16 protein-coding genes are annotated in these 24954 nt (G+C 54.2%); 6 read left to right on the plus strand and 10 right to left on the minus strand.

What is annotated here, in order from left to right:
• Positions 1-60: 60 nt before the first annotated feature.
• From RE6C_RS01970 to RE6C_RS01980, 3 genes are all read right to left on the minus strand, one after another.
• Positions 61-495 carry a thioredoxin family protein gene (locus RE6C_RS01970; protein WP_236617868.1) on the minus strand — a complete coding sequence of 145 codons (435 nt, stop codon included), beginning with the start codon at positions 493-495 and terminating at the stop codon, positions 61-63.
• Between the two features lie 181 nt (positions 496-676).
• Complete coding sequence (locus tag RE6C_RS01975; RefSeq protein WP_008653356.1) at positions 677-1579, minus strand: DUF1571 domain-containing protein; 903 nt, start codon at positions 1577-1579, stop codon at positions 677-679.
• Between the two features lie 301 nt (positions 1580-1880).
• Positions 1881-2117 carry a hypothetical protein gene (locus RE6C_RS01980; RefSeq protein WP_008653358.1) on the minus strand — a complete coding sequence of 79 codons (237 nt, stop codon included), beginning with the start codon at positions 2115-2117 and terminating at the stop codon, positions 1881-1883.
• A 332-nt stretch (positions 2118-2449) separates the two neighbouring features.
• Between RE6C_RS01980 and RE6C_RS01985 the strand changes: the two genes are divergently transcribed.
• The 3 genes from RE6C_RS01985 to RE6C_RS01995 all read left to right on the plus strand — a co-directional run bounded on the left by RE6C_RS01985 (position 2450) and on the right by RE6C_RS01995 (position 6084).
• Positions 2450-3283: a signal peptide-containing protein gene (locus tag RE6C_RS01985; protein WP_008653359.1), complete on the plus strand. Its 834-nt coding sequence runs from the start codon at positions 2450-2452 to the stop codon at positions 3281-3283.
• Between the two features lie 73 nt (positions 3284-3356).
• Complete coding sequence (locus tag RE6C_RS01990; RefSeq protein ID WP_008653361.1) at positions 3357-5435, plus strand: serine/threonine-protein kinase; 2079 nt, start codon at positions 3357-3359, stop codon at positions 5433-5435.
• Complete coding sequence (locus tag RE6C_RS01995) at positions 5416-6084, plus strand: hypothetical protein (RefSeq protein WP_008653363.1); 669 nt, start codon at positions 5416-5418, stop codon at positions 6082-6084. The genes RE6C_RS01990 and RE6C_RS01995 overlap by 20 nt, the downstream gene beginning before the upstream one ends.
• 91 nt (positions 6085-6175) lie before the next feature.
• On the opposite strand, the gene RE6C_RS02000 is transcribed toward RE6C_RS01995, so the two are convergent.
• From RE6C_RS02000 to RE6C_RS02015, 4 genes are all read right to left on the minus strand, one after another.
• On the minus strand, positions 6176-9085 hold the full coding sequence (locus tag RE6C_RS02000) for a leucine-rich repeat domain-containing protein (protein WP_008653365.1): 2910 nt from the start codon (positions 9083-9085) through the stop codon (positions 6176-6178).
• Between the two features lie 142 nt (positions 9086-9227).
• A complete protein-coding gene (locus RE6C_RS02005) occupies positions 9228-10025 on the minus strand; it encodes a uracil-DNA glycosylase family protein (protein WP_008653366.1) in 798 nt (265 codons plus the stop codon).
• A 2-nt stretch (positions 10026-10027) separates the two neighbouring features.
• Positions 10028-10792, minus strand: coding sequence for a hypothetical protein (locus RE6C_RS02010; RefSeq protein WP_008653368.1), 765 nt, complete (start codon positions 10790-10792; stop codon positions 10028-10030).
• Positions 10793-10799: 7 nt separating this feature from the next.
• Positions 10800-11744 carry a shikimate dehydrogenase gene (locus RE6C_RS02015; RefSeq protein ID WP_236617870.1) on the minus strand — a complete coding sequence of 315 codons (945 nt, stop codon included), beginning with the start codon at positions 11742-11744 and terminating at the stop codon, positions 10800-10802.
• A 200-nt stretch (positions 11745-11944) separates the two neighbouring features.
• Here RE6C_RS02015 and RE6C_RS02020 point away from each other — a divergent pair, with 200 nt between their 5' ends.
• Both RE6C_RS02020 and RE6C_RS02025 read left to right on the plus strand, forming a co-directional pair.
• On the plus strand, positions 11945-13243 hold the full coding sequence (locus RE6C_RS02020; RefSeq protein WP_008653371.1) for a phenylacetate--CoA ligase: 1299 nt from the start codon (positions 11945-11947) through the stop codon (positions 13241-13243).
• A 211-nt stretch (positions 13244-13454) separates the two neighbouring features.
• On the plus strand, positions 13455-15854 hold the full coding sequence (locus tag RE6C_RS02025) for a polysaccharide biosynthesis tyrosine autokinase (RefSeq protein ID WP_008653373.1): 2400 nt from the start codon (positions 13455-13457) through the stop codon (positions 15852-15854).
• Positions 15855-16113: 259 nt separating this feature from the next.
• On the opposite strand, the gene RE6C_RS02030 is transcribed toward RE6C_RS02025, so the two are convergent.
• Positions 16114-17439, minus strand: coding sequence for a polysaccharide biosynthesis/export family protein (locus tag RE6C_RS02030; protein WP_008653375.1), 1326 nt, complete (start codon positions 17437-17439; stop codon positions 16114-16116).
• Between the two features lie 64 nt (positions 17440-17503).
• Entirely contained in the window at positions 17504-18385 is an 882-nt protein-coding gene (locus tag RE6C_RS02035; RefSeq protein ID WP_236617871.1) for a hypothetical protein, read from the minus strand.
• A 762-nt stretch (positions 18386-19147) separates the two neighbouring features.
• On the opposite strand from RE6C_RS02035, the gene RE6C_RS02040 reads away from it, so the two are divergent.
• Positions 19148-20449, plus strand: a complete 1302-nt coding sequence (locus RE6C_RS02040; protein ID WP_236617872.1) for an O-antigen ligase family protein — start codon at positions 19148-19150, stop codon at positions 20447-20449.
• A gap of 169 nt (positions 20450-20618) precedes the next feature.
• Here RE6C_RS02040 and RE6C_RS02050 read toward each other — a convergent pair whose 3' ends face one another.
• Entirely contained in the window at positions 20619-24416 is a 3798-nt protein-coding gene (locus RE6C_RS02050) for a dockerin type I domain-containing protein (RefSeq protein WP_236617873.1), read from the minus strand.
• Positions 24417-24954: the final 538 nt, after the last annotated feature.

Raw genomic sequence — 24954 nt, forward strand, 5'->3', positions numbered from 1 at the left:
GATTGGGCCCGCATTCCAAAGAGCCAGCAATTTCGCATATCTAGGCTGGCTCAGCCGGGGTCACTGATAATTGGCGATCCAACTTCGAAGCTGAGATTCCGAACGATAGCCCACTTCGTCCGCCAAGACCTCGCCGTTTCGGACCAGGAACATTCTTGGGATGCCCTGGATTCCAAATTGGGTGGCGACGCCTGGTTGCTCGTCCACATCGATTTTGACGACACGAACCTCCCCCGCGAGCGTTGGTTCGAGTGATTCCAATTCCTTGTCGATTTGCCGACACGGTCCGCACCATGGCGCGCCAAACTTAACGAGCACCAAGTCCTGGTCGTCCGCTGAACCGACCACCTGTTGGATGGCTTCGGCGGGGACGTTCACGGTCGGCGAAGGATTGTTGGGGACGTTGCACCCAATGAAGAACAACGAAGCCAAACCGATACCAGCAGCCGCAATCGAAGTCACGGCAAGCGAAGCGGGGCGAGGATAGGACGTCATGATCAGACTCCGCGAACAAAGCACCGTCAGAAAATGCGGTGCAAGAATGGGCAACGCGAAAAAACGCAATGCGAGGAACGGAAACAAACGATTGTACTTCTAAGAATGCAATGTCTGTTCCACCGATTTCCCCGCACTGGATTTCATTTCAAATTCGCCCGGTTTCAGGCGGACATCCCACTCAAGAGTGGAAGTTGTAGTCCTTGTTGTACGGATCGAAATCCGCGTCGGTTAGTCCAACATTGACTTCAAGATTGAGGTAGTTGTACTCCTCGATCACTTCGCCGCGTCCGTCCGCGTTGCTCGGCCAATCGTAGGCGATGTAGCGGATTGGCATGTTCAGTTCGTCGTCCATGTAAACCTCAGCTTTATGGAATTCCGCGTCTGGACGACGGGTCGGCTGGGTCAGACGCAACAAGGTGCACGCGCGATTTTGAAAGCGAGCCCCACTTCGCAATTCTGCGTGGACATCTTCGAACTGAAGAGCCTTCTCGCCTCGTTCGATCAGTTTTAGAATCATGTTCTCGACCCCGATCTCGGTCATTGGATATCGCTGGCCGCGCATGGCAAGCATTCCGGTCGGCGGAATGGAGACGGTCGGCAAGAAGCGGCCTTTGAATCCGCCTTCGTGAGCGACGATGTTGCCGTTGTTCTGATTCTCAACGTAAATGACTTCGCGACCTTTCACCGAAGTAGGTTTTACGAACGCCAAATAGACGCTGAATGGTTGCACCAGACGACCGTTCTCCTCTTTGCGATTGCGAACCTTGATCTGCATGTATTCGTGTTCGCCGACGGTTTCGCCGATGCGTTCCCGTTTCACCAGAACGGCCGTGTAGTCCCTGACTTCCGTTTTGGATCGCGTCAGCGATTGACGAGCCATCTCCAAGCCACGAACCAAAGCGGCTTTCGCGGAACTGGCAGGGGTAGCCGGTGCAGCCTTTTGAGCGGACAGGGCGGCGTTGGCGACTCGGTGAACCGGTTTGGTCCACTGTGGGTCTTGCCCAAAGAGGGCCGATTGAGAGAGTCCACCGGCCAGCAGTCCGCCGGCGAGTCCCAAAAATTGACGACGGGGTGTATTCATCTCAGCTTCCTTGCTGCTTGTGGGTCAGGCATTGAGTGGGAGGAACGCCACGGGAAGACGGTCCAAGGGTCTGCGTCAATTAGGATCGACCGACTTGGTGTGCAGCAGCCAATCGAGTGTTCGACTCAACTACAACCCGAACAATCCGAGTAACCAATCGGACAGATTCGTTCCGCGGCCATCGTGAAAAGTGCCGAAGTGCCCTGACCGTAGCAAAAAGCCAGGATGAAGACCAAGCCAATCACGCCCACACGCTACGAAAAACTAGGCGTTTTTCGTGGTGCAGAGCCACGCTCAGTCACTAGCGAGATTCTTTCAGTCCACGCGAAATGGAACCGTGCGATTGAAAAGCGGACAAACGGGTTTCCATGTCCGACAAATCCGTGTCAATCCAATCGCCAAATGCGGCGCTGACTGATTCGGTGTCAAAAAGAGCCGTGATCCGTCCCCAATCGAGACATTGGATTTCATGCCGGGGCGAGCCGGTTTCAGACGGCACCCATTCGGATGGATTCGGCGTTGGTGATGAAGTTGACATGGTTGTTTCTCCAGGACCATTCCAGATGGCTTCACCCAGGATAAGGTTCGGCAAAAAATGGGCCGAAGAATCAATCTGGTTTATTAAAAACCTACGTTAAACGCGATTGAGACGCGTCCGAATCGGCTGAAAGAGAAAAGAAAACGCCAGCCTGGGAATAATGTTTCTACGAATGGGAACCGCGGCAGGTCGCCGGAATTCACCCTGTTTGTGGGATTTTCGGTTTTTTTGCGCCCGTTTGCCAAGACGCGACCGCCTGGAACGAAGAACACACTGATGCGGCACTGACTCCGCCCCGAAATCCCACGAAATGTTTTCTCAGGAGAACACACATGCTCAAAAAACTAGTGCTGGCAGGAACCGCTGCCACCTTGTTGTCTGGTTTGACCATCGCCACCCCCATCGGCAGCTACGCTCGTTGCGGTTGGTCGTACATGACCAACACCGCCAGCGATGCGGTGCCTTTGGAATGGGAGCTCAACCGAGCCCGCCAATTGATCGTTGATTTGAAGCCCGAAATTCAACAAAACGCTCGCCGAATCGCTCAGGAAAAAACTGAGGTGGTTCGTTTGCAACGTGAGTTGTCGACAACCGACGAGAAGTTGGCCAAGGCGAAAAACGACATCGAACGACTGACCAATGACCTGCGGGATGATAGTTCCGTTTACTCCTACGGCGGAGTGACTTACACGTCGGCTCAGGTGAAATCGGATTTGGGAAATCGTTTCAAACGTTTCCAAACTCGTCAGCAAACCTCGGAAAAGCTCCGTCAAATGCTCGCTGCTCGCGAAGCTTCGCTGGCCGCCGCTTCTGAGCGGATGGACGCAATGCTGGACGCAAAACGCCAGTTGGAAGTCGAAGTGGAAAACCTGCAGGCTCGCTTGGGTGCCCTTCGCGTTGCTCAAACCAGCACTCAGCTGCACCTCGATGACAGTGCTTTGTCGGACACTCGACGTTTGTTGGATGACATTGCCACGCGAATCGACGTGGAAGAGGAAACGATGAAGGTCGATGTCGAGTACTTCGGCGAGATCAACTTGGACGAACCTTCGGACGAGAACCTGCTCGACGACGTCACCGCTTACATGCAAAAGCTGGATGGCGGCAAAGATCAGGCCTACGTTTCGATTCAATTGGAAGATGAAAGCAGCGATTCGTCGCTGTGATCTGTCCGGCACGGGGAGCATCGGGCTCCCCGTGTGACCGTCCGAGTCAATCTGACGGAACGTTCTCGTCTTGATGAAAAGGCATGCGATGAGTGCTTTGGCCGATACAATGGAACTTCCCGCAGACTACTCGAACCCAATGCCATCAACTCGTTCGATGAAATTCACCCACTCCCCTAACGATCTGGTCCTGGACCGATACACGATTCGTCGTGGCATCGGGGTGGGCGGATTTGGCGAGGTGTATTTCGCGGTCAGCCAAGCGGGCAAGGAAGTCGCACTGAAACGCATCCAGCGGAATCTGGAAGTTGAACTGCGAGGGGTTTCTCACTGTTTGAATCTCAAACACCTGAACCTGGTCTCGCTTCACGACGTGTGTCGGGATGCCGACGACCAAGCTTGGGTGGTGATGGAGTATGTCGCCGGTCCCAACTTGCGGGAAGTATTGGACGACGCGGCCAAATCCGCCACGTCCGACTCTCGCAATGTCTTGCCGAGCGGCATGTTCGAATCGCAGGTCCGCCACTGGTTTGCGGGAGCCGCGGCTGGCGTTGCCCATTTGCACTCGGCCGGTTTGGTCCACCGTGATATCAAACCTGGCAACTTGTTTGACGACAACGGCATCGTCAAAGTCGGTGACTATGGGCTGAGCAAATTTATTTCCGCCTCTCACAGAAGCGGACACACCGAGAGCATCGGAACGTTCCACTACATGGCTCCCGAGATCGGTCGTGGGCAGTACGGTCGCGAAATTGATTTGTATGCACTTGGCGTGATCTTGTTTGAAATGCTGACGGGCGAATTGCCGTTTGATGGCGAGACCCCGCAAGAGATCATTGTCAAACACCTGACCGACTCGCCCGACTTGTCGCGTGTGCCAAATCAATACCGAAACGTGATCCATCGCTGTCTGCAAAAGGATCCTCGCAAACGTCCTCGCGATGTTGCAGAGATGCTTTCGCTAGCTTCAATGCCAACCGATGAGACGCCCGTTTTGGCCGAAGTGGTTTCGTCCGATCCGAAAGAACGAAATAGCGATACATATCATTCTTATCCCAAAAACAACCGACGCAGCGAGCCTGTTGGTGCCGCAGATGGTGTGACTTCACCAAATGCTGATACGGCAACGATGGTTTTGAATGCACCGGTCGATGAAGAACCGATCGCACGAGCGGTTCGAAATAGTTTTTCCGATGCACGAGCTTGGTGGCGGGCACTTGAGACATCGCCTGGTATCAAGCTGGTCTTGGCCATTTCGGCAGTCGCGATTTTGTTGATCAACACGCACTGGTTGTTGCCAGTTTTGTCGATGGTTGGATTCTTTTACGTTCCGTACTACGTGATTCGTCACGTTGTGCTGCAGCTATCCGAACCGACATCGTATTCAACAAACGCAGCGGATTCGCGAAGTGTGCCACAACATGATTCCCCTGTTCATGCCGTCGCGAATGTTCGACCGGCTGGAAAGCCCGTGATGACGAAGACGCAAGTCCGATCGCTGCTGAGAACCAGTTTGTCTGAACGGACTCGGTTGTCGCGTTCGGCGGAATGGGCGACATCAGGAATGACATCGATGATCGTGGCCGGCGTGCTGCTGTTGCTTAGTTCTGTGATCGGAATGCGAAGCACCCCGCTCACCCCCATCGCTTTGGCGCCCTACGTTTGGATGGCGTTGGTGATTTGGCTGGGAGCCTTTGGGTTGCTCGGCATTGGTAAGTTCTGGGAAGGCAGTGAAGGCGAAGGATTGGTTCGTCGCCTAGTCTCCGCTTCTTGGGGAGCCTGCGTTGGACTTCTCGCTTACGCTCTCGGCCATTTCCTGATGGTGCCAATGGATGAGGGATTGGGACGAGACATCGATGCAACGGTGCTGCCGGTTTCGTTCTATCTGGAATCGGGCGTTCCCAAAGCCGCGGCGATGATGGGGCACTTCGCTCTGCTGTTTGCACTCCTTCGGATGTGGAAACCAGTTGATCCCTTGCGTCGAGTTCGATTGAGTTTGTGGGCGGTTACCGTCGCGGTGGTTGGTGAATGGGTTGTTCATCAAATCGTTCCCGTTCCTCAGCCCGCAGGCATGTTGATTGCCGGCGGCGTGATCGTGATGACACAATTGTCAGCTCCCTGGGTGAAATCCAATGCAATCTCAACAGTCTGAATACCGATGGATGACCGTCGCGATCGCGATGGTTTTGCTCGGCGCTCTGCCCGGTTCGGGGCTTTCCAATGCACACCGATGCTTTGCCGATGATGAAGTCAAAGCGAAAGTGGAGCCAAAAGAAAACGAGACCGCTGAACTCAGCGTCGCGCCGCTTTCGCACTTGATCTATCCGGACGATCGACCCGGCTGGATTGATGAGCCGATCGCGAACGACGGTACGGATTACAGCTTGGTTGTGACTTCGGGACCGAGCGGTTCGATAGAGGAAGCCGATGAACTCATTGGAGTTTACGCTCGCGGTGCGGTTCAGAGTTACGTCGATAAACTCGTGTCGGAGCAAGAATGGGCGACCGAGCCCGAGATGATTCCGCTGGACATCAATTGGATTCGCGATGAACTTGTCGTGCGGCGTTACGAGGGCGTTGTCCAGGTGGGCGATGAGCAGCAGTTCGAAAAAGCGATCTTGATCCGAATTGAACCGGACGACAAAAAGGTTTTTGAAACCGCTATCGCGGACATGAAGCTCAAAGAACGGTTGGCAGCGACGGGAATCGTGATCCTGGGCGGTTTCTCATTGCTGGTCGGAGGTTCAATTGTCCTCGGCGGATTGGCTTCGCGTCAGAAGCAACCCACCGCTGCAGTTTGAGTTCCCGCTAGGACGTGTTCGCAATGTCCTGGCGATTGTCAGGACTGATTCGTCGGCGGTCGACTATTCTCTGTTGGCTTTTCTCAGCGACTCACTTTTGAGCCGTCAATTCATTGGCGGCCCGAAACAGTTCGGTTGAAAACGCTCTTTCGGACTGCATGCGAAACTCCGCCAAATCCACAACAATGTCTTGGTGTTGTTCGGCGTCGTCATTCGGATCGTCCGCTGCGAGACTTAAGTCAGGGGTGTCGGCTTCCTTAATGACCTCTTCGCTTAAGTCGTACGGAAAAGCGGAGTCATCAAGGTAAACTGCGTCTGTGGGCGTCAGGTAGTCACTTGCGCTAGCCTTCGGGATCGGGGATGAGCGTTTGCGAACACGACAACCGATCAAACGGGTATGAAATGGAGGTGCGAAGTTGACGAAAAATGTCTGATCGTGAACGCCCAAATCCAATGTCAGCCGAGGATTCAACGCCAGCAAATTAGCAATTTGTTTCGGATTCAGGGAACAGTCTTTCAGGACAACGCGACGAAGCGATTGCGAGTTTGCCAGGGTGTCGAGATGCGACTTGCTAAGTTTGCACCCGGTTAGGTCCAGAGCCTCAAGGTTGCCAGCAGCGAGGAGTCGCTGCAAATCCTCGGCCGGAAATTCGCATCCGCTCAAGTTTAAAGAGGACAGTTGGTACAGAGTGCTGACCATTCGTCGTGAGTCGGCGTTCAAAGGTACTCGAGCAATGGATAGTCGGCGCAGCGATGGAATCGCATGCAGCCATTCGAACGTTCGCAATGAAACCCGAGTGTCGTCAAAATTTGCGACTCGGAGACGAAGCAATTTAGTCCAGTGAGCTGTCACCTTGTCATCCACTTGGCAACCTGGGATCTCCAGTCCGGTCAGGTACTTGTATTGCCCTAGAGATTGAAGCCTGTCAGCGGAAACATTTGGATACGCCAGAACGATGTGATCGAGCTGTTTGAACTTTAGCAGTTGATCAATCACATCATCGTTCAACTCAGGGCCACCGCCACCGAAATAGCGCAGGTTGGTTAAGCCTTCCAAGCTCGCCTTTCGAGGCCACGGGCTCTCGACTAGCAACTCATCGAGAAGTGGTAAATTGACAAGATTCACATCGTCAATCTTGCCGCGAATTTGAATGGAACCACGAAGTCGAGGAAGATTCCTCAATTCCAGTTTGTTCAAGTTGGAAACTTCGAAGTAATCAAGCGAAACTAGGTTTGGATTCTCAGCAATTTCTAGTTGGTCCAGATCGGAAAGATCGGCTTGGACCATTCGCAAACTCGGAAGCTTTGCCAGGCAGTTTTGAAGCCACTGAGCCGAAATTCGGCAGTCACGAATGCCGAGCGATTGGAGCTTTTCCAGACTCAAAACCCAATCGAGATCCGTGTACTTCAGTCCGCACTGTTGGATGCTGAGCTGTTTCAGATAAGACAGCGTTGCAAGTTGTTCGAGAGACTCGGGCCGGAAGTGAACGCTCGCCAAGTCGAATTTGGTCAATGATGGTATTTGGGCGATCTGCTGCAACCAGGCTTCGTTACCGACGACCGTTTGCGAGTTGGTCGTGACTTGCCCTTGCGAGTCATAGGAGTACACGCCTAAGTAGAACTCCTTCAGTCGGCCCACGTCCGATAGCCGAAGTTCTTTCAAATCGGCAGCATGGCACTGCAATCGACGAAGGTTGGGAACATCATGGAGGTCGACGCTTTCGAATCGTGTGAGACCTTGCAATTGGTCGTTCCGGCCATACAAAAGCATCAGGTCAATCGGTTCTAAGATCCGCCGGAGTCTTGGCAGGTTCTTTGCGTGCAGCGAATGCTTTTGCGAACGGTCCAGTTCAATCTCGATGAGGGACGGCAGGTTCGTAAGTGTCAACTTAAGGGGCGCATTGTTGTATATGCGAATCGAACTGCGAATGGACAACCGTTCAAGACTAGGCCATTGGTAGAGATTTAAATGCCCTTTTTCACCTGGCGCAGGACGACTCAGAAGCAATTTACGGCAAGTGGTTGACCATTCTGGTTTTGAGATCGAATCTAACTTCAGTGGGTTTCTGCGTAGGTCGACGTACTGCAGCTTGTCCATCTCATTGATGGGTGCTGCCATCTGAGATGTCAGATTGCATTGGTTCAGGCTAAGAAACATCAGCCGTTTGCAATCACGAATGTCCTCGCAGACTTCGTTTGATACGGGGGACCGGTTCAGCGTCAGGCTGGTCAGTTCGGTGGCGTTGCGAAGTGGATCGAGCGTGTGCGATCCAAGACGACCGTCCGTGATCAGGACCGATCGCAAGGTCTTGGTTCTGATCAGCGAATTCAGTCTGTCTTCGGTCGGTGAATAGAGTTCCAGCGTGCGAAGCCGCAGGAAGCACGGATGCAGTTGTTCCGGGATCCGTTTCTTCAAAAAGCGAGGAGCTTCGAATGTGAACTGATAACCACCTCGCGATGTCGATGATTCGATACTCGCCAATTGCGCCTTGGCGGTCCAGTTGCTCGCGAGAACCAAGACGCCCGGCAGAAGGAAGCAAGTCGAAGCGACGGCGATGTCAAACTTTCGACGCGTTCGCTCAGGGGTTTCAGACACCGCGATGCGTTCGCCTCGCCAGCACCACAGTCGAAACGTCAGACCGACCAACATGCAAGCAAAGGCAAGGTCGGCCAGCAACGCCCATTCGGACCAATACTGCGGAGCATTGTTGGCAAGCGAACGTGCCGCGAGAACATTGCTGGTGGATTGTTTCGAAATTCCGTCCGGGCCTTCGTCGACGACAACCTGATACCGCCAAGGCCAGCCAGCCCGCGTGATTTGATCCGCTTCCAAAGTGGGCACACGTTGCACCAGCGTGAATGGTTCGCCCATCCAGCGTTCACTGATCTGGGTGTACCGCCATGGCAAGTTGAGAAGAACCGCTAAGACTGCAATCAAAGCGGCAACGGCATAAGCTGTCAGCCGAGTGCGACGGCGATACTGCGAGACTGAATCCAACAAATCGATGCCCCATGCGAGTGCTTTTCCGCAGAGGGGTTCCCGTGCGGCTCTCCGGTCAATCTGTCGTCAGTTTAACAGACTCATTTGACGGAGGATCACGTGAAATTTGCAACTTCGCTCGGATCGTTGATGGCTTATTGGCTTACCAAATTTGAGCTTCCACGAGTTGGCTGGTCGCCTTTCCCGCCCAATCCTTGTTCGCCGCCGGTGACGCGGGGCTGGGATGCAAGATCCGATGGATCGAAATGGACGATGCACTTTTGCCCGCAGATTTTTTGGCTGAATCGTCCTCGGACGTTTGCTCGATGGACTTCATGACGCGTTTGAGGCAATTTTCAGCAAACGCTCCCACGCCGACCAGATCCGTCCACGGTGCCGCGGCAATCACCTTTTTCAAATGCGCATCGCAGACTGCTTGCAATGCGTCTCTTTCGGTCGCGGGTAATTTGTCCGGGGTTCGGTTTCTGCCACTCTCTTCCATGAAAACCAGCGGGCAGTAGTTCGCGACGAAGTGATGCTGGAAAAAGTCGGCCGGCTCGGGATACCTTTCGGAAATCAATCCCCACAGTCGACGTCCACTGACTTCGCTACGTGAACAGTTCAAACCTTCGACGGGACGCTTGGGATGTTCGTTGCTCGGGCGTTCAACTTCGCCTTTCAAACCCATCCACTGAACCACGGACTCGATCTCACCGAATGGAACCCCACTTTGCGCCATGCCCCATGGCCCCGGGTTCATGCCGAGAAACAACACGTGAGCATCGGCACCGATTTGCCGGACGTATTGTTCGTGAAGATTCCACGCATATCGCAGCGGGTTGTAGACGTGAGTGACCGGTTCAGCGAATTGCAGTTGATCGACTTCATCCGAAAGTTCGCTCGCGGCGTCGAGCAATTGCTTTTGAATCTTCTTCTGACTTGGAGTTTTGGCTGACGTCATGGTCACTGCGGGTTTGGGTTGCGAGTCGGCGTCGTGGTTCCAACGGACTGGTTGAGGATCATGATCTTCTGCCAAATTTTTCGCGACAAACCGGTGGAGAGTTGTTCCACTTCGCTGACGGCAGCGACGGAGGCGGAGTCGTCGAAATTCTTCACGTACAAAGCAGCAATTTTGCCGGTCAAGGACAGCATCTCGCTGCAATAGTCGAGGTATCGATTCAGCTCCAGCGGCGTCATTGTCTGTCGCGGCGAGTTGTCAGTGCCGCGAAAGTTGGACAGCACCCGCTCGGGATCTTTGGTGAGCTGATGCATATCGATGATGTGACAGATCGAACGTAATTCGTGAATCGCTGTGAGAGCACGGCGACGTTTCAGGCGTGTTTCCAACGAGATCAAAAAGTAGATGCCCGCACTGAGTAACAGCATCACCTGGCTGGACGAATCCGCCATCGCAATCAGATTGGGCAGCTTCATGTCATCGCTGGACAAATCCGTCGTTGCGGGTTGTGCGATGGAGAAGATCAGGACGACCAATGATCCGATCAATCCGGCCAGCAGCAGGTAGCTGGCGAATCGTATGCGCCGAATCGGGCGGCCGATTTCTTGTGATCGCTGAGAGGCACTGCGTCCAACTTCCAGCAATTCTCCACACAAATGCTGGAGTCCTGAATCGGGGAACCGCTCGCTGATACGACGTTGCAATTTTGCAATCGTTTCCACGATGTGGGTGTCTTGCAGCGTTAAGCGAGAGAGCAATTGCTTTTCCATCGTAGCCTTAAACGGATAGATACTCTTCCATCGCTTCGCGAAGCACATCCACCTGCACTTCGGAACCAAGCCACTGAGGAACGACTTTTGCCAAGCAGGCAGCGTGGATGTCCCAGCGAGTGATGCAGTTGCTGCCCGCATCCATTTTGCAGCGTTCCCACACGCTGATGTCGTTGGCGTCCCAATTTTCGTTCAGATCCACCAGCACTGTTCCTGGAGGTGTTGTCGAACGACGGAAGGCATCAATGATTTCGGATGCAGGACCGTCGACTGCCAACCAAACGTTTGCCAGCGACGTCGTGGTGATCTCGTCTGGCGAAGTCACCGTCACGACGCGGTCCAACGTCGATTCAAGCTCTGGTTCAACGCCCGCCGGACAATCAGGAGTGCTCTGTTTTGCAGAGGCATCCTTGTCAGGTGGAATGGTTTGCTTTGATTCGGTCGCAGCGAGTTGATTTTCAGCGACCAGCCTTTGTTCGAGTTGTTTGCGAACGTCCGCATCTGCACTGATGATCAACACTTGTTGAACTGAAAATCCGCCTCGTTCGAGCTGATCTCGGACCAACTGAGTCCAGGTGTTTTCTCGAACCGCAATCGCTTTCCAGTTTGATCGGGGCTCATCGCCTGATTTGGATTCCGGTGCGTTTCGCAATGCTTCAACGGGGGATGATTGGTCCACGCCGGTGATGTGAAGCTGGTCGGCGGTGTTAGAGTCCTTCGAGATTTGGTCGCGACAGCTCACGTCGACCCAAACGCCTCGAAAGCTCATGGCATGCATGCCGCTCAGTGCGATAGGCAATTGCTCTGGATTGAGATCGAACGACAAAACGCGGCAATCCACGTTGGCTTGTTCCAGTGCGCTCTCAAGAGCAAATTGGGTGGGGTTGCCGGCAACCGGATGGCCAATCACCGCTAGCACGGGCTCGATCTTTTCGTCCATGGATGGCGGCATGCCGTGAGTGGTGGGGCGTTCGATCTTGTCAGAGGCATTCCATTTGGAAGTTGCGATCCGCGTCGCGCCTCTCTGTGTTCAGTCTACCGTTATCTATCTTGATGCACGACCTTGGTATGCTGGGCCAATCGGCCGCGGTCTTGTTTTGCTTGCTTTCCCTTTTGCGGCCGGGGTGATGCCACGACACGACGATCAACTTCATGGAACCTTCTCGATCTGAATTCCGCTCGATGGACCGCGACAGCCTTCGCGCACATCAATGGGCCAAGTTGCAAAGCGTTTGGCAAGGGCTGAAAGAATCCAAGCATCCGCTCTATCAACAGGCAGTCACCGCGACACCGGATTTGCTTGATTGGAATTCATTCGAATCTCTGCCGTTCCTCACCAAATCTGATTTGCTTGGAAATTCTCGCGAGGAGCCGTCCAGGCTTTTCACTCTTCCACGGCAAGCCTATTCGCGAGCACATCAGACCAGCGGTTCACGCGGTTGGCCGATGCCAATCTTTGACACGCCTGATGATTGGCGTTGGTGGTTGAATTGTTGGCAGTACGTTTTGGATGCAGCTGATGTCACGCCCGCTGACACGGTCATGATGGCGTTTTCGTTCGGCCCGTTCATCGGGTTTTGGACTGCCAACGATGCTTTGGTCGAGCGAGGTTGCCTCGTCGTTCCAGGTGGTGGTCTGTCTTCATCGGCTCGTTTGCAGATGATGCTCGATCGCGAGTGCACGGTCGTGTGTTGCACTCCGACCTACGCGTTGCATTTGGTATCGGTCGCAAATGAACATGGAATCGATTTGAAAGGCAGCCACGTTACACGATTGATTGTCGCGGGAGAGCCGGGCGGAAGCGTGCCCGAAATCCGTCGTGCAATCGAGGAACCCTGGGGGGCTCGTGTGATCGATCATGCCGGTGCCAGCGAGCTTGGAGCGTGGGGATTTCCGACCTCTGACGATCGTGGCTTGCACATCATCGAGTCAGAGTTCATCGCTGAGTTTGTGGTGTTTGACGAAGACGGACGGGCCGTGCGTTTCGCGGGGCCCGGTGAAGAATCGGAATTGGTAATGACCAACTTGGGACGCTCAGGCGGACCGATTGTTCGCTATCGAACAGGTGACATCGTTCGGCCGGTCTGGGATCACGGACTGCCGTGTCAGTTCGTCAAGCTAGACGGCGGTGTGATTGGGCGAGCAGACGACATGCTGGTCATTCGTGGTGTCAACGTTTTTCCCGCCAGCATTGAAGCGATTGTTCGTCAGACGTTGCCCGAAGCGGAATTTCGAATGATCGCGACCCGTCAGGATCATTTGGACCAACTTTCGATCGAAATTGAAGCACCGGACGAAACGGACACCAAATCCGGCAGGCTGGGAGATCTGCGAAACCTGCAAAATGCCTTTCGTGAGCGATTGGCTTTGCGAGTTGAAATCGCTTCGGTGCCGGAAGGATCGTTACCTCGTTCGGAGGGAAAATCCAAACGCTTTGTGGATCATCGCTGATCTGTTTTGGTCGTTTGTGCGGATCGCACGGATTGTCTCGGCTTTAATTCTGAAGTGCTGTCACATTGACAGCACTTCGCAAAGGGAAAAGCGGGCAAAAACGCTTTTTCGCTTGACGATATCGAGAGCGCAAGTGAACATCGGTTTGTCACGGTAGGGGGATTCCACGAAACCCTGCGGTCCACAATCGATCGATCTCGAGAAATAATCTATGGCTGAGTCTGCCAAACCGACCAACCGACTTCCATCACGCAGTCCATCAAGCTCAACGTCTGACGGCGAAGAAACGCTGGATGTTCTGCAGATATTGAGCCGCCAACGCTGGTTGATCGCGTTTCTGTCAATCGCCGGGCTCGCCGCTGGTGTGGCTTACGCGTTGAACGCTCAGGTTTGGTACGAGTCCAACGCCAAGGTTTTGATCAACCAAGCGAGTGCAGGTTTGGGTGGCGATAGCACCGGCGCTGACATGGTTGATGAGGATATTCTCGCCAACCACATGGAATTGCTTCTTAGCCGGAAAATTGTTGGTGAGGCACTTGATCCCGAGCCCGTCAAGGATGAGGAAACGGACGAGCTAATCAAGCGGGAGAAGTTGATTGATTTGCCATCCGTCTTGCCTCATCTCGACGAAAAAACGGATGCGATCGACTACGTCATCGACCAGCTTTCGATCGTTAAAGGTGGAGACGGCTCCGCGAAGACGGCTCGAACTCTCAACATCACCTTCACTCACACGGACCCGGATGATGCGAAACGGATCTTGACCGCCGTGATGAGTCGATACCAGCAGTTTCTTATCGATCAAATTGATCAAGTGATGGGCCATGCCAACGACATGGTGACAGAGGCCAAGTCGAAAGTGGAAAAAAGCCTGGAGGATGCTGAGAACGAATATTTAGCAGCCCGCCAAAAGGCGCCGTTGTTCTTCCAAGGTGAGGGTAGCAGCAACATTTATCAGGATCGGTACCGCCGGTTGCAGGACGAATTACTTGATCTGGATATCCAGGAATCAACGGTCAAGACGCGTTTGACTCGGGTCGATGAAACGCTCAAAGAGATGGATGAGTCGGTTGACCCAATCGATCAACTGGACAAACTTGCTTTGATTGATAGCGAGAGTTTGGAACGTCTTGGCGTCTTTGCAGGACTGCAGATGAACTCTGCCAACACGGCTGAATTCAAAGCGGCGATGCCAGCCAAAATGGAAGAAGCTCGGACGCAGATCACTCACCTGTTGAGGCTTAACAGTGAAAAGCAACGGTTGACTTCGGTCTTTGGACCTGGGCATCCGAAGGTGCAGGAACTTGAGAGCGAAATCACGCTGGTCAAAGAGTTTTTGCAGGACCAAAAGGATCTCACCAGCCCGGCAGAAATGTTCGGTGACAGTGCGCTCACGCCCGAGGGATTGTTGAAAGCTTATGTGGGCTTTTTGAATCATGATTTGGCGGCTCTTTCTGAGCGTCGCAAGGAACTGACCTATCTTGCGGACGACGCCGGAACGAAAGCGAAAGAACTGATCGAGTACGAGCTTCGCGACATGATGCTGCGAAAAGCGATTGAACGTCAGGAAGCTCTCTTCGATGGTGTTGTTCAGCAACTTCAGAATCTGGACACCACAAGTGAATTGACTGGTTATCTGTACGAAATCCTTACTATTCCGCGGACGGGCGAAAAGTCATGGCCGAAACTGCCGCTTTGCGGACTTGGCGGTTTGATGCTGGGTTTGTTTTCTGGACTGTTCCTGGCTGTTGCCAATGACGTTCGTGATGGACGATTCCGGTCGGCCGCTGAGCTGGACGAAGCAATCGGATTGCCAAGCCTGGGGCGTGTTGGCAAGCTGAACTCGATCAACCAGGGCATCAAGGGATTGATCGCAACGGAGCTTTCGCCTGACGCTGAAGCTTTCCGTTTGGGACGCACAGTCTTGCTACCTGATGTCCGAAACGGGAATGTTCGTGCGATCGGGTTCACCAGTCCTATGCAGGGCGATGGCAAATCGACCGTGGTATCCAACTTTGCCGTGTCGTTCTCTCAAGTCGGATTGAAGGTATTAGTCATCGACGCCGACCTTCGCCGTCCGAGTGCTCATCGATACTTCAGCATTGGGAAAGAAGACGGTCTCTGTGATGTTCTTGAAGGTCGCTTGGAAATTCCGGAAGCGATCAAAGTGACCGAGGCTGACAACGTTTCAGTGATGACAGCAGGATCATCGAGCCAAACACCTGCCGAACTATTGCAGTCGCAACGACTCGATGAGGTTTTGGCGGTTGTGAAAGAAGATTTCGACTTGGTCTTGGTTGACCTGCCACCTGTGCTGGCAGTTTCCGACCCCGTGGTGGTGATGCCGCGACTGGATGGTGGTATTTTGGTTGTCAAAGTTGCCAATGTCCGTCGAGATGAAGTGGTCAACACGCTTCGCCGGATTGATAGTTCCGGCGGTGAGATGCTGGGCTGCATGCTCAACGCTTTCGGAGCCGGCAAGAAGTTTGACTCCGATGGCGGCTACTATGGGTACTACAAGAGCGACTACACACGACCGTCATCGTCAACGACTCGCCAAGCCGCTCCAAAGGCTGCGACCATTTCCAGCAATGGACGTGTAGCAGAGTAGAACCGTCGATCCAGTTGCTTCGTGAGAGAGTCTGAGCTTGCAGCAGTTCTCTGCGGATTTGATGAGCAGCTTGGCAAGAGTCTTTCGGCATTTCAAATGATTGGCAAGCGTGGTTGCTCCCACGTACAACCGGGGCTAACGTCCAAACGGCTCACATGGTTATGCCCGATCATTCCTACCGGCCTGCTTCGCAACGCAAAAAAAGGCCGCGAACAAAAATTTTGTTCGCGGCCTTTTGGCTTTTTCGATCAGGCAATCACTATTCTCGAGTGAATGCGACCAAGATTGAATCGCCGCTGAAGTAGTTCAGGAACCCGTTGAAGAACGCTCCACCTGGTTTCTGTTGTAGCATCACAACGTCATCAGGAAGAATTCGAATCCGTTCTTTCGGATCTTTCATGGCACGGTCAAGATCGCAACGAATTGTCATTTGCCGACCGTCAGACAGCGTTCGTAGAATCAAGACGCGGCTTGGTTCGCGAAGGTAACCCGGCGTTCCGCCGGCCAAAACGCTTCCGTCTCGTCCAAGTGGACCGCCGGCTGAACCGCTTGCAAGAGCGATCGCTTCGATCACGTCGACATCTTGATCACGCGGCAACGGTACGCGTCCACCAGGTAGCAAGCCGCCCGAGATGAAGTATTCGTTTCGACGTGGGATGTAGACAACATCGCCCTCTTCCAGGATCACGTCTTCCTGCGTGAACGGTAGGTTGTCGCAAGGGCATCCCGCGAGCGGAATGCGGATGACACCCGCATTGCACTGGCCGCCTTCACCGCCAGAGACGATGCTCTGAAGTTGACCGCCACTGATGAAGCTGTTGTTCAGACCGGCACTGGCACGGATTACGTACAGTTCACGAGCCGCATCGGTGCCCGGCAAACCACCGGTCGACGCCAAAGCATGCAGCACGTCATTTTCGTAGATGGGCAAGTCGATGACTTCACCCGATCCGCGATGGATTTCGTCGACGGCTTGCGGCGACACCAGCGCGACTTGAGTGTTTGGAGTGTCTTCACGAAGGACAACGACTCGCTTGACACGTGGGATCAAGAGATCAACCGTCACACGTTCCTTGCCTTCTTGAACGACTTCTTCTTCGATCAAACGCGAGGTAATGCGTTCAATCGTTTCAGCCATCGTCAGACCATTGACGTCCAGTCGACCGATGATGGGAAGCGTGATACTGCCATCAGCGTCGACTTGAATCGGAAGGCCCGTTGTTGGTGCAACGACACTACCACGTGGTGGGTAGTACCGTTGATTGACGGCCTGGGTTCGTTGCTGAACCGGAGTCTCGTCTTCATTCGGCGGAAATACCCCGAAGACATAGACACTGAGAGTGTCACCAGCGGCGATACGGTGGGCAGCTGGCTTGGGTTGCCCAAGTGTCGCATAGGGCAGCGGCCCCAATGCTTCTCGTGAGCAAGCAAACAGCTCTGGGTCGAGTCGGTGCGCCGGAACTGCGTGAGCAGCGGACGAAACCAAGTGTTGATGGCAACCGGTGGTGCCGATCGCAGCCAGAGCAAGCAATCCGCATGCGGTCTGTGCCACGCTTTTCAGAATGGATTCTTTTGAGCGAGTCATTGCTGAGTCCCTTCGCAATGCAAGGAATGTATGTGTTGTTAAAGTTGCAAAAACGGGAACTCGACTATTCGGCGAGTTTGACAACCGATTCGGTTTCAATCATTTCAAAGAAGCCGGTTGGCAATGCGATTGCGTTGCCGCTGGCATCTTTCAACTCAGCCGTTGCCTTCAAGCCTTTGTCAATTGGCTCTACCATGCGAACGATGGTTGTTCGAGCTGAGGCGGGCGTTGCCTCAATTGATCGAACATTCTTTTTCGCCACGAGTTCCGACTCGTGCTTGGGAACAGCACGGCGGGCTGCTGTATCTGCTGACACTGCCTTGGAAGACGGTTGGTTGACTTCAGTCTCGTTGCTTGGCAGAACGCCAGCGTCCAAGTTGATGATCGCGTTCTTCTTGGCGGCGGCCGCTTGCAAGTCGCTGAACGACTTTTCGATGTCGGTCGTTTCGACGGTTGGCATCGGAACCGGAGCCATTTCGATCATTTCATCCGAAACAGGCATGCCCATCGTTGGCATTCCACAAGGCACGCAGGTCCCGTCCGCACAGGGCTCTTCGCATCGCGGGAACGGGCATTCGCAAGTTTCAAAAATGCGAATGGTGTGTGTGTCGGGGAACTGCTCGGCACGTGCTGCACCGTCTTGCCAACCGCTGTAGTAGGCGTGTCGTTTGTTGTCACAATCCTTCAGGATCTGACCCGGTTTCCAATACCGCGATGGAGCGACGGCTGGCGGGCATGTGCTCCCGCCGGTCGAGACTTCGTAGAAGCCATCGATCCAACCGCATTTGTAGTCATGCGGGTAGCAGGACGACTCAGGGTTTCCGCACTTGACGTACTGGACCATCGCTCGAGCTGATTGAGTGTGCTCGTAGCAACAATCATTCAGCGATGCACAACCGCCGAACGGGACCATCAGCAGCATGGTCGCTAAAAGTTTTCGTTTCATTTTCATACTCGCACCGTGGCTCGTTCGAGGCCCGTGATTGGGATCGCCTACCGGTGTTTTCGGAAAGTCAAGCGAATTGCCGGTGGGGAACTCGGGAAAACACGGCCAATTGGCACTCCCCCCATCCTGCGAGCTTCAAAACCGGCGCGACTGCAACAGCCGTCAAAGTTTGCCCAGGCGGTTCGCTAGGGTTTGGGCGACTGCTCGCAACCCGCCACGCAACAACGTTTTGCACGTCTTTGCCTACCATTCATAACCCGCAGCGTCAGCAAGGAAGCGTATACCTCGCAGCCGTCTCTTTCATCCAAACGCTGGCAAGCAAGGCAGACCCGCCGTTGGGCTCTCCATGCACTTCTCACCGCAGCAAACGAACGCGACCCAGACTAAACTGATGTCACGCTGAACTGGTTGCCTTCCGCCCGGCAGCCAAATTCGCCAGGACCGACCGTTGTTCGCAACCTACCGCCGAAACACGATCTAATTTCAGCAGCAGGACGCTCCAGGCCCGTATCTGCGTCCTAACCCGCAGCGTTAGCAAGGCTCCCAAAGTCAACGTGCTAGACCGCAAGGGGTGACCGGTGAAATCCTAAGTTTTTTGGGCGGCAACGATCCATCTGCGGCTCTTTTCTTCGTTTCTCTTTCAACCTTCACCTGCACATGCTCAGCCCCGAAATCTCTTTTTGGATCATGCTGGCCTTTTCGCTTGGCTTCGCAGGATGGTTCGGCTGGCGGCACGGCAAGCACTACGCGCTAGGGGCGGGTATGGCAGCCTCGCTGCTCGCTGGCACGTGGTTTGACATCATCGCGATGGGCACTCGGATCAACGTGACGATGGCGACTGCGATTGTGCTTCTCGTGGTCTATTGCACGCACTCATGGCGAGAAATCTTTCGCTTTTTGGGGCCGCTCGACTACTTGATCGGAGCGATGACTATCTGGCACATCGTCGTCGACACATACTATGGCGAGCAACCACTCGCAGTCGCCGCCCAAGCCTACGGCCAATGGATGCTTCCCTACGCAGCAGGGCGATATGCATTTCTGCATCGGGATGCCTTGCTCAAACTCGCGCCCGTCTTCGGCATCATCGGTGCCGCTATCTCCATGTTTTGTATCGCGGAAGCTTGGACCGGGATCAATTTGTGGGAGGCAGCGTTTTCGCCTCGTGACGAACTCGTCACTTTCACCGGGCGACTGCGTTACGGAATTGCTTATCGCGCCTGCGGTCCGACCCGACACGCAATCTTTCTGAGCAACGTGCTACTCACCCTGGTCCCCTTTGCCGTTTTGATGACGCAGCGAGAAATTACCTGGGTTCCCGGACTCGGCAAATGGAATCGATGGATCGGTTCCATCCTTTTAGCCGTGCTCCTTTTAGGCGTCGCATCGTCGCTGTCTCGCGGTCCCATCGTGACACTCATTTTAGCGGGCGGTCTGGCCCTAGCATGGCACTATCGCCCGGCCGCTTTGGGACTGTCAGTAGTCGTTGTCGTTTTAATAGGATTGATCGCAAGCGATTGGGACGGATTCCTCCGTCTACTTGAGTCTGATGCAGATGAGCACAAACGAGCAGCGGTGTTGGTCGTCGACGATCAACAGGTGGTGTACACCGGGACTCGGAATCGTTTGGTCAATCTGCAGGTTTACGTGCCGATCTTGATCGAGGGCGGACCATTGGGCTACGGAACAATCAGCAGCACAGGATTTCCGCCTGCAAACCTGCCGGGACTGCCAACCGATCCAAAAGTAAGGAAACGCCTCGGAATCGTTGACAACGCGTTCCTAAACAACGGCCTACGTTTTGGCTGGGTTGGACTCGCTTTGTTTTCGGGCTTGTTTATCGCCGCGGCAACCACCGCGTTCCAACTGTCGCGTCGAGCGAGCACCTATTTCTTCCCACTCGATCAACGCTACTTCATCGCGGCCGCAACGCTCACCCTGGCGTTTCTATTCGAAATCGCCACAGTGTTCTGGTCGTATGATTACGCCCTCTGGATCATCTTCGGGTTCGGGTTACTTTCTGGCTTGGCATCGAGCTTGAAACGAACCAACTTTTGTGATTAAGAAATCCTATTGTTTGCCAGCGGTTTTTTCGCGTGACTAGAGCACAGCAGAAGACCACAATTCTGCAAGCGTTGCTGCGGTTGGCACCTTTAACGGTGCCGTTGGTGCGTTTTCGCGAACGACGCAAATTGGTGTCGTCGCTCTATTGCAATGTCAATACTGATGGAGCTTAAAAGAGGTCTGTTGAGATACCTAAGTTGTGTTCCAACAGGAAGTCTTCATCAGAAGCAAATACCTCATCAGCGTCCCATCGGGGAACTGTTTTGTTTTCGTCTGTTTTCGAGCCAATGTCGCTCTGTTTGGTCAAATAATTGATGACGACAAGTGCGTCACGAGCGGTGACGAACCCGTCCCCATTCGCATCGAACGACTCCACTACGTTTGGTAGCGAAACGTCTGCTGGCTCACTCGAGCTGTAATTGGAAAGGAAGTTGATAATGACCAAGGCGTCTAGCGCGCTTATGGAGCCATCGCGATTTGAGTCCATTGCGATACCATCATTGTTGTCGTAGGTCGCTGCATTGCTAGACGTCATCGCCACAGCTTGGTTGAGAGAGGCATTTGATGTTGCGGCTCGTGCGAGAATGGCACCGATTTCGAAGGCTGCGAATCCAACGTTTTCGTCCGAGTGGCTGGTTTCTGCGTCGGCAGACTGTTCCTCTTCGACGAAGACCTGGACCGAGTTTTTGTCGAGATTGCGGAATCGCAATCCAGCAGGATCGGCCCCGGTGGTGGTTTGCATCGCAGCCAAGAATGCGGGTGGGGCATCGAAACCTGTGCCAAGGTTGATTGATGCGAAGGCTTCGGAGATTCTCTCGCCGGTGCGGCCGACACGATACGCCGTTCCAGCCGCGTTGCCAGTGCCGGCTTCGATGGCGACATAACCAACACGCTCATTGCTGTGGCTGTTGTCGGCTCCCTCTTCTTCTTGCAAGCGAACACTGAAACCGACTCGCCCAATATCCTGCTGACGAGTAACAATCGCTGCGGGACCGTTGACTGTTTGGCTCTGGCTGAGAACGACCGGGGACGTCTCGAAGATGTCCGGAAAATCGACGCGTTTCAGGTTCTGATTGACACTCGTTGTTCCCGCGTGCAGCACACGTCCATCGGGTAGCGCGTAGGAGCCTTTTTCAACGACCAAGTAGCTCACTGTTTCTAGGGAGTGGTTCCCGTCGTCGTAGTCCCATTCTTGCAACCGAACTTGGAAACTATTGGATGTCACGTTGCGGACACGCACGGTGACTGGATCTGAGCCACCGAAGGACGCGGGAGAAGCGATCACGACCGGATCTACATAAGCGTTTTGCAGCTGGATCGTTTTCCAATCCTGATCCACGCGGAACGTCCCCGACTCGCCGACTACTTCAACGGGCTGACCCACGAGTGAGCCGATTTCGAAGGCTGCGAATCCAACGTTTTCGTCTGAGTGGCTGGTTTCTGCGTCGGCAGACTGTTCCTCTTCGACGAAGACCTGGACCGAGTTTTTGTCGAGATTGCGGAATCGCAATCCAGCAGGATCGGCCCCGGTGGTGGTTTGCATCGCAGCCAAGAATGCAGGTGGGGCATCGAAACCTGTGCCAAGGTTGATTGATGCGAAGGCTTCGGAGATTCTCTCGCCGGTGCGGCCGACACGATACGCCGTTCCAGCCGCGTTGCCAGTGCCGGCTTGAATGGCGACATAGCCAACACGCTCATTGCTATGATTGCCATCTGCTCCCTGCTCTTCCTGAACACGAACCCTGAACCCAGTTCGGCTGATCTCCTGCTGACGAGTAACAATCGCTGCGGGACCGTTGACTGTTTGGCTCTGGCTGAGAACGACCGGGGACGTCTCGAAGATGTCCGGAAAATCGACGCGTTTCAGGTTCTGATTGACACTCGTTGTTCCCGCGTGCAGCACACGTCCATCGGGTAGCGCGTAGGAGCCTTTTTCAACGACCAAGTAGCTCACTGTTTCTAGGGAGTGGTTCCCGTCGTCGTAGTCCCATTCTTGCAGCCGAACTTGGAAACTATTGGAAGTCACGTTGCGGACACGCACGGTGACTGGATCCGGGCCGCCGAAGGATGCGGGAGAAGCGATCACGACCGGATCTACATAAGCATTTTGCAACTGGATCGTTTTCCAATCCTGATCCACACGGAACGTCCCCGACTCGCCGATTTCACGATCGATCAGTGATGGGCTTGGAGGATTAGGAGGAGGCGGTGGTGGAGGAGGCGGTGGTGGATTTGTATTTCTGACGGCCGCGACGGCAGCATTCGCGTCGATAAGCCCAAATCCTGTGAAGTGATCAAACCCGTTACCGGTCAGCGGGATGTCGATGGCAGTATTGGCCATGGCGGCGCGAATCTGGGCGGGCGTTAATGAGCCTCGCCCGCCAGCAGCTTGAAGCATCAACGCTGCAACGGCAGCGGCGTTGGGCGCGGCAGCCGATGTGCCCGCGAAATTGAAGATTCCGTCGCCTTCAACGTCTAGCGGTGAGCCAAAAAACGAATTATTGATTGTGTCGGGAGCGGTAACAACTGGCTGAGTCCGGATCTCGGGTGTTGCAAGCCGGTTGCCCGCGGTATCGAACAGAATAGGCAAACCTCCTTCACTGGTTGATTCTTGGACTCCAGGTGGGGAGACGCCAAAAGCTGGAGTTTGCCGATAGTCGACGGCAGCAATCGCGGCAACACCCGGCGCTTGATGGTGTCCGAACAGTGTTCCACCGAACGTTTCGAACTGAAAAATATCGAAGTCGGTCGGCGAAGTGAGCGGGTGGTAGTGAACGATGTTAGGCCGCGGGCCTCCCGCACTGACATTACGAAAAATGCCAACCTCAAGAATTAGTGGACTATTGGTCGGATTAGAAAGTGGAAAGATCTCAATGGGGTCCTGGCCAACGTTGTTTTGCACGCCTCCGGAAACGGGCGTCCCAAACTCATTGAATACAATGATGTCCATGTCGGTCGACGCACCGGGGCCACCCAAACTTGCCGACGGCTGGTCCCACTGGAACGTGATTGTTGTTGAACGTCCGGAGCCGAGAACGACCCTCTGAAAATTGTCGACTCCCGGTCCGGGATCAAAGTCGTGAGGTTCGTAGACTTTGCCCGCCGTTGGGGGGAAATTAGGGATGGTACTGGTCCGTCCGTCCGTCTGATACAGCGCACTGTAGGCTTCACTGCCTTGATTACCGGCCGATGAAAAGAAAGAAATCCCCGCACTTGTCGCTTGAGCGACAGCCTGCGCAGTGACCCCGTCTTGGAAAATTTGCATCCCAGCATAAGTGACATCATCAACGATGATATCAACGCCCGCTGCACTCAGTGCTTGCACTGCTTCTGCGAACTGCACTGGCCCTGTGATTGCGGTGTGGAAAAACAGTTGTGCGCCAGGGGCAATGTCGTGGATCAACTCCAGCATTGCTCGCCCTTCATCTTTGCCATTACCTGCGGTTGGCCCCGTCGTTGGTGCATCCTGCAACACGGTAACCGGGATTGTGAAGCCGTTCGGGTTACCGGGTCCAGGTAGATTGCCCGACGCAACGCTTCCACCAGCTCCTCCGCCTCCATTGGTTCGGCTGTAGCTGTCCGAGATCACACCAATCTTGATTCCGGCTCCATTCACATTGAATTGTGACCGTGCGAGATTGCTTCGCATCGCCGGATCCGCTTGGCTAGAAACGGTTCCCGCATTGAAAATGGCGGCCGAATTTTCACGAACGACCTGGACCATCGGCAATTCTGCCGCCTCCACCATTTTGCCTCGCGCCAAATAGCCTTCCAGATTCCAGCCAAAGGAAGCGGTTTCCTCGAAATCCAATTCGGCTAGTGCGGCCTGAGCATCCTGCGTCGAAAACGCATCGTCGACCCGGATCTCCACCGAAATCAATTCCGTAGGATCACTGGCTTCCCAAAATCCAGAAAAGTCATTGGGTGAAATTGTGTGGGTGAATGCCGAGCTTTCACGTTGAGTCAACGCGGCATTTGAGTTCCCATTCAGAAACGCCGGGAAGTCAGCAAAACTCCGGATTTCTGGCAGTACCTCGGCGGCCAAGAGTTCTCGACGCTCCAGCGGCTCGCATCGCATGGATCGTTTACGACGAACACTCGCCCTACGGGACGAAACTACGGACTGAATGACGGAAGGACTGCTGTTCGGAGTGAGAAAACTGTCCAGGTTGCCGGTCTGTAACAGCTTCGTAATCAGAGTTCGAATGGCCATGATTCAAAGCAGAAAGTTTCAGGGTTGATCGCCAGACAAATGATTGCGTGTTGGAGTTGGCGTCCTTTAGCGTCAACTCTGCGGCCCTCATTTCCAGGGGGATCATACAGCTCAACAAGGGTGGTCTCAAGCAAATTGTTTGGGCTCTCTGGTTCGGTCTCGGCAGGACGTGGATGTTGCGTCAGCACTGAGACTCAGAATCCCTCGCCTTTTCGCCCGCATTATTCACCAAGCCTGTGGCTCGTTGGTTTTTGTTGGTGGCGTGGACGGGAGCATTGCTGTCCGAGCTGGG

Origin of the sequence: Rhodopirellula europaea 6C, assembly GCF_000338295.1 — a bacterium.
Classification (GTDB): domain Bacteria; phylum Planctomycetota; class Planctomycetia; order Pirellulales; family Pirellulaceae; genus Rhodopirellula; species Rhodopirellula europaea.